This window comes from Psychrilyobacter sp. (assembly GCF_049671765.1).
Classification (GTDB): Bacteria; Fusobacteriota; Fusobacteriia; order Fusobacteriales; family Fusobacteriaceae; genus Psychrilyobacter.
Genome location: NZ_JBATVM010000306.1, coordinates 1 through 6,802, shown reverse-complemented (window position 1 = coordinate 6,802; position 6,802 = coordinate 1). Strand labels below are relative to the sequence as shown.

Here is a 6,802-nt window from a genome sequence, read left to right as displayed (position 1 = left end):
TTTAATTTTATTGTCAATTTTTTAAACTTTTTGTTCTATAAAATGGACAAAAGAGAAATAAAACGCTAGATAACTACACATAATAGAAAGAAGTTTTAATAAATTTTCTATCTTTTTTCATTTCGGGCACCCTTCTAAAGATTCAGCAGAAAGTTGAATCCATATACATTCAATTACTAACTACTAAAAGAGAGCCGTTTTAATAGCTCTCTTCTAAATTTATTTCTTAAATATATATTTGAGATGCTTACCACCTAACCCAATAACTGAATAAAGTTTTTTTACCCCCTCTATTATCTTTAATTCTTCAAACATTTCATTATTTTCAAGTTTTTCATAGGATCTCATGTCAAATCTAGTATGTGCATCGCTTCCAAAGGTAGCTTTTAAATCATATTTTTCCCTTAGATCTTTAGCTCTTAGGTTTCTAATTTTATCTAAACTATGATTGTATGTTTCTATAGAATCTACAACTTTTATTATTTCTTCTAAATATTTTTTATTTTTTATATAGTTTTTTTGTGCATATCCATTTAGATGAGGAAGGGAAGTATGTGTTTTATATTTTTTTAAGTTTTCTATATAATATTCCCATGGTTTGTAAGATTTTGCCATCCTATATCTATTTTTATAAGGCTCTAAATAAACTTTATAAAATTCTTCTAATTCCTTTGGATCTTCAAAATAAGCTAGTATCTCCATTCCGTCTTCACATCCTATCTCTATTCCAAGAACAGAATTTATACTTTCCACTTCAAAGGATTTAATACTTTTTCTAATTTCATTATGATCTGTTATAGATATCAAATGATTTTTTTCTTTTAAGAAACTTTTCAAAAATTTTATATCTAAAAAACCATCTGAAGCTTTTGTGTGTAAATGTAGATCATAGTAAACTCCATCATACTTTCCATCTAATATAATTTTACTCTTAAAAAACTCATCTAATTTATCAAATTCAACCATTAGTCTCTCCCTCCTTTTTTTATAATATACTCCATAAAAATTCAAAATCATTTAATTTCTTTTTCTAAAAAACAAGTATAATAAATAAGGGATGATAAGTTTTAACTTACCATCCCTTATTTATTATACTTTTCCAAACATCTTTAATATCTCTTCTGTATATGAACCATCATTATTATTAATATAAAGAGGTGGTTGGATTACTAAACCTCCTTCTCCCCCTTTCATTCCTTCAATTAATATTATTTTAGCTCCTTTATTTCTTGTTGTATGACAAAACCTTATTTTTTTAGGCTCTATCTTATATTTTTTCATAAGATCCAAAATATCTATCAACCTATCTGCTCTATGAACCATGGTAAAGTTTCCCCTAAATTTCAATAGATAACTCCCAGCTTTTATTATCTCTTCTAAATTAATTAAAACTTCATGTCTTGCATAAGTCAACTGATCTAAGTCATTCAATTGACTTTTATCTCCACCATATTTAAAAAATGGTGGATTAGTAATTACAGCATCGAAACTTTGATCCGTAAAATTTGATTGTATATCCTTTATGTCACCTTTTACGATCTTTACCTGGGATTCTAATTTATTAAGGATGATATTCCTACAAGCTAGATCTACTGAGATGTCTTGTATTTCTATTCCCACTATATTGGCATTGGTTCTCTTTGAAAGGAGCATTGGGATCACACCGTTACCAGTCCCTAAATCCATTATATTTTTCCTGCCTTTGTTTATAGTCAAAAAATTAGAGATCAATACTGAATCTATAGAAAAGTTAAGATAATCGTTTCTTTGAATTATCTTCATATCACTATGACTTAAAAAATCTATAATAACTTCATTCTCATGGTTTTTAATTATTTCTTTGGGTTTTTCTTCAGTCTTTACTCCCATACTTTATCATCACCTACTTATTATAATTTATTTTCCAAAAAAACAAGTCTAGGATATCCTAGACTTTATTTTTTATTCATATCTTTTATTAATTTTGATAACATCTCTTTTATTCCTGTATCTACATTTCTAAATCTAATGTTGTTTTGGATAGATTCAAAGCCCTTTTGATCTACTATTTTTCCTACTGTTTTTTCTAAAAAATCATAAGTAGTTTTTTCAATTCCTTTAAAATCTAATGTTATTTTTACATCTCTTTTTAAGTTATTTATAATATTTAAATAAAGTACTTCTGCATCTTGGTCCATAAAATTTTTAACGACTATTACCATCTCACATCACTCCTATTTTACTGATACCCTTAGTACAACAGGGCAATGATCAGATCCCATCACATTATTCAATATCATGGCATCCTCTATATTATTTACAAACGATTCATTAACAATATGATAATCTATTCTCCAGCCAATGTTTTTTTCTCTACTTTTAAACCTATAAGACCACCATGAATATTTAGTTTCTTCAGGTTGAATATATCTAAAAGTATCTACATAACCACTTGCTAAAAACTCGGTCATCCATCCTCTTTCTTCTGGTAGGTATCCTGGATTCTTTTCATTTCTTTTTGGATTAGTTAAATCAATTTCTTTGTGCGCTACATTTAAATCACCACATAAAATTATGTTTTTCCCTAATTCAACTAGTTCATCACATCTTTTCATTATGGCATTATTAAATCTTAATTTATAGTCTAACCTTTTCCCTTCACTCTGACTGTTAGGGAAATAGCAGTTAATTAAGTTAAAATTTTTATATTCTAACTCTATATATCTACCTTCAAAATCAAACTCTTCAATATCCATATTTCTAACATTTAAAGGTTCTACTTTTGTATATACCGCAACTCCTGAATATCCTTTTTTTTCAGCTGAAAAAAAATAAGATTTATATCCATCGATCTGTGTTAATTTTTCTTCTAATTGTTCTATCTGTGCTTTTGTTTCTTGAATACATAAAATATCAGGACTTTCTTTTGAAACCCACTCCACAAAACCTTTTTTTTGAATTGCTCTTATTCCATTAACATTCCAAGAATATATATCCATTAACCTAAACTCCCCTTATCAAGATATCTCTTTAATTTCGCTATAATCATATTTATAGCTACTTTATTTTCTCCACCTCTAGGTATTATAACATCGGCATATCTTTTAGATGGTTCACAAAATTCTAAATACATTGGTTTTACAGTTTGTAAATATTGTTTTTTTACAGAATCAAAGGTTCTACCTCTTTCATTGATATCTCTTTCAATCCTTCTTAAAAGCATCTCGTCTGCATCAGTATCAACAAAGATCTTTACATCTAACATATCTCTTATCTCTGGGATAGATAGGATCAAAATTCCTTCTATAACAATTATTTTAGATGGATTTATTCTTATCATCTTTTCTTTTCTTGAATGAGTTTTAAAATCATATATAGGTCTGTCTATAAACTTTCCATTTTTTAAATCCATCAAGTGTTTTTTTATAAGTTCAAACTCTATAGACTTAGGGTGATCAAAATTGACTTTTGATCTTTCCTCTATAGATAAATCCTTTAGTTCTTTATAGTATGCATCTTGTTCAACTAGTACTGCATCTTCTGCCTTAAATGCTTTTATCAGATTATGAGCAACTGTTGTTTTCCCAGATCCACTTCCCCCTGCTACTCCTACAAATATACAGTTATTCATGGTCCCCTCCTTTAAATATAACTTTGATAATTATACCCTATCTCTTATAAAATATCAATGGTGGTTATTTTAATCCTTTATAAATTATAATCCTTTTTCTTTCTTTAATATTTTCAATATATATATTTTTTCTATTGATTTAAATATTTGTTGATGAATTGGCATAAATTTTTCTATGTTTGAATCTATTTCAAACATCTTTTTAGCTTTTATCAATAGGTCTTCTTTTTCCTTTTTTTCCATTTTTTCATATAGTTCTAACAAAACTTTATAGATTGGATTATTTAGGTCAACCTCTTCATCTACCTTTTTTTTAGGAGATTCCACTATCTCAGCATCTACTATTTCTAGACTAGAGATCTTCTTCTTTGTCGTAGTAGCTATTTTTATTTTTTCTTTAGTTATTTTTATTTCCTCTAAAAGATCTTTGTCACTTTTTACATTTTTTAAAATCCCGTTGATATAAGCCACTAAAGTCTTAGAAATATCAGTTTTTAAATTTGAATATAAAATATTTAAAATGTGTATTGTCACACTTTCTCCCTCTTCATTATAGAGTTTTATAATCTTATTTTCTGCTCTTTTATTCCAATTTTTAGAAACAAATATATTTCTTTTTGCTTTGGTTATAGCTTTTTGAGTTCCTTGGGATGCCTCATTGATATCTTTAATAATTACATTTTGTACCTCATTTGGCATATCTAGTTTAATCTGTTTTTGAACTGAATTTTTAAGGGCTTTTTTCTTTTTCCCTTTCAAAATATAATCTGAAATATGACATTCTCCATCTTTATCTACATTGTATTTAAACTTGTAAGTATAACTTTTTTCTGCTTTTAAATGGATAACTTCATAGGTTAAAAGATAACCTTTTTCTACCAGAGTATCAAAAGATTTATTTATCCTTTTCATCACTTGTTTCATCTTACTTACTTCATATTCCTTTACTTCTCCAGTCTTTAATACTTTTCTTATTCTACTTTTTAAAGTTAGTGGAATTATAGTTGCCAAAGTTTCTATCTTAAATTCACCCTCAGTTGATGCAAACCTTTTCATGCTTAAAAATTGATATATTTTTTCTGCAGCTCTATCAGATTTTCTTAAGATATTTAATTGATGCCGATCAAAAATAGAATAATGTTTTATTCTCAATTCCTCTATTATTCTATGATCTAATCTCACCTTGTAATAAACTTTCATCTTATTAGTTTTTATATTTTTTTCCTTAAATTTTTCATATTTTACTAAATTAAGAGGCTCTTTATAAACTTCTCTAATTATATTTCCTGCAGCTTTTTTATTTCTAATCATTATTTTATATGTTGTTGCTTGTAGATTATATAGAGTTTCTTCCATTTTTCTATAATATTTCATAGAAAATTTTAAACCTAAATAATCTATAACTTCCTCAATATTAAAAGTAATATACTCCTTTGTCGGATCATCAACTAAAATTTCTTGAAATTTATATAAAATAAAATAAAATACATTTTTTTCAAAATCTGAAGGTTGTTGATTTCTTATTCCTTCAAAATTATCCGTACTCAAAGAGGAACCAAATTTTATCCCTGCATTGGCTATTTCATAAACCAAATTTACGTTTCTTTGTCTTTTAGACGTAAAAAATGGTAAAATTATGAATAAAAAAGGTTGATTAATTGTATCTCTTATATCCATATCCTCTAAATATAAAGATACTGTTTTAGTCGGGATTGTTTTAGGTTTATAACTTTTAATGTTTATACTAAGGTCATTCTTGTTCCCTATCTCTAATATTTCCAATAAAGATCCTTGTTTTTTTTCAGACATTATCAACCCCACCTTATCATCATTTTCAATTTATAATTTTATCATCCTTTACAGGTTATAACATTTTTTCATGGTTTTTTCAAGTTTTTTTTTATCATCACTTGTTATTTATAATTGTGTCTTTTTCCGTAAAATCATCTAACTTATCTTTTGTTAGTCTTGATTATCATCCTTTAATTACTATAAGTTTTTAGCCTTAATAAATATGGTGTTTTATTATTCATCCTTTATTATTTATAATTACTATATATACTTATTATTCCATATTTCCTTGATAATTCAAGATGCGTTTATCATCACTGTATTATTAACTTCATTTTTTTCCAATAAAGAGGGAGTTAATAATATAATCCTTTATTTATTATATTTTTTTATTCACTGTCCCTAATAAAATTAGGAAAACTTTTATAATCATCTATTTATTATATTTTTTTTATGTTTCCATTTATATTTTTAAATCTCTTTTAATCTTAATTTTTCTAATCTCTTTTACCATCACTTATAAAACATATTAATAATAATTTTAGCATCCTCTATTTTTTATAATTGATATTTTTTATAATCGTTGTTTTTTAAAGCTTCTAGTCAATTTAATATATTTAAAGTTAATAAAATGTAGTCTAGAATTATAATCCTCTATTTATTATAATTCTATTTTTATTTCACTTCTTTTTAGTTCAATAAAATCAAGCTTTCTTTATAATCCTTTATTCCACATAATAAAATACACCTTATTTAATAGATTTACTTTTACAATCCTCTATTTATTATAAATAAATAAATAAGTTTCTTTTTAACCTCTTAATTTTATTGGTATTCATTTAATCTAATTATTTTTATAAAAAGCTCTACATAATACATAAAACAATAATACATAAAACAACAATACACAAATAAAGATAGTTTTGTCTGTTTTAAATTAATTTTTTTTTAAAACTAAAACCTTTTAAATCAATATATTCATACTTGATCTCTATAAACTCATCTAAATATACATAAATTCTATTTTTAAATTTTTTTTCTTCTATAAATTTTATCACAAGATTAAAATATATATAAATCTTTAAAAATAATAAATCTTTAAATAGTAAAAAGGATAAGACAACATACATCTTATCCTTTAAAATAATTAATCTTTTTGTAACCTTGGTGGTCTTTGACCGTAGTACTGATAATATCGACACTTTAAATTACCATTGTATAATTTTCTATTTTTATCTGCTTTTTTATCAAATAATTTTTCAAAACCATCATGCGAAGTAATTACATAATAAGACCATTTTTTACATCTCATTCTACAAATATCTCCTAATGTTCTATATAACTTTTCAACTTGATCTAAATCCGATAAACGTTCTCCATAAGGAGGATTAGTTATCATAG

6 protein-coding genes and 1 pseudogene are annotated in these 6,802 nt (G+C 25.4%); all 7 read right to left on the bottom strand.

Annotated features, from left to right (window positions below):
- Nucleotides 1–219: 219 nt before the first annotated feature.
- Complete coding sequence (locus WBG30_RS14140) at nt 220–966, bottom strand: PHP domain-containing protein (protein WP_424505293.1); 747 nt, start codon at nt 964–966, stop codon at nt 220–222.
- Nucleotides 967–1,089: 123 nt separating this feature from the next.
- On the bottom strand, nt 1,090–1,869 hold the full coding sequence (locus WBG30_RS14135; RefSeq protein WP_424505292.1) for a tRNA1(Val) (adenine(37)-N6)-methyltransferase: 780 nt from the start codon (nt 1,867–1,869) through the stop codon (nt 1,090–1,092).
- A 65-nt stretch (nt 1,870–1,934) separates the two neighbouring features.
- Entirely contained in the window at nt 1,935–2,201 is a 267-nt protein-coding gene (locus tag WBG30_RS14130) for an STAS-like domain-containing protein (protein ID WP_424505291.1), read from the bottom strand.
- A gap of 12 nt (nt 2,202–2,213) precedes the next feature.
- Nucleotides 2,214–2,978: an exodeoxyribonuclease III gene (locus WBG30_RS14125; RefSeq protein ID WP_424505290.1), complete on the bottom strand. Its 765-nt coding sequence runs from the start codon at nt 2,976–2,978 to the stop codon at nt 2,214–2,216.
- A complete protein-coding gene (gene udk, locus WBG30_RS14120) occupies nt 2,978–3,610 on the bottom strand; it encodes a uridine kinase (RefSeq protein WP_424505289.1) in 633 nt (210 codons plus the stop codon). Before udk ends, WBG30_RS14125 begins: the two co-directional genes overlap by 1 nt.
- An 84-nt stretch (nt 3,611–3,694) precedes the next feature.
- Nucleotides 3,695–5,419 (bottom strand): hypothetical protein, encoded by a 1,725-nt coding sequence (locus tag WBG30_RS14115; protein WP_424505288.1) that lies wholly within the window; start codon nt 5,417–5,419, stop codon nt 3,695–3,697.
- Between the two features lie 1,129 nt (nt 5,420–6,548).
- Nucleotides 6,549–6,802, bottom strand: a pseudogene (locus WBG30_RS14110) (class I SAM-dependent RNA methyltransferase); the annotation flags it as partial.

What these genes read in the sequence shown, in the direction of transcription:
- WBG30_RS14140 (WP_424505293.1), bottom strand. Translation starts at nt 966, where the DNA reads ATGGTTGAATTTGATAAATTAGATGAGTTTTTTAAGAGTAAAATTATA.
- WBG30_RS14115 (WP_424505288.1), bottom strand. Translation starts at nt 5,419, where the DNA reads ATGTCTGAAAAAAAACAAGGATCTTTATTGGAAATATTAGAGATAGGG.
- udk (WP_424505289.1), bottom strand. Translation starts at nt 3,610, where the DNA reads ATGAATAACTGTATATTTGTAGGAGTAGCAGGGGGAAGTGGATCTGGG.
- WBG30_RS14125 (WP_424505290.1), bottom strand. Translation starts at nt 2,978, where the DNA reads ATGGATATATATTCTTGGAATGTTAATGGAATAAGAGCAATTCAAAAA.
- WBG30_RS14130 (WP_424505291.1), bottom strand. Translation starts at nt 2,201, where the DNA reads ATGGTAATAGTCGTTAAAAATTTTATGGACCAAGATGCAGAAGTACTT.
- WBG30_RS14135 (WP_424505292.1), bottom strand. Translation starts at nt 1,869, where the DNA reads ATGGGAGTAAAGACTGAAGAAAAACCCAAAGAAATAATTAAAAACCAT.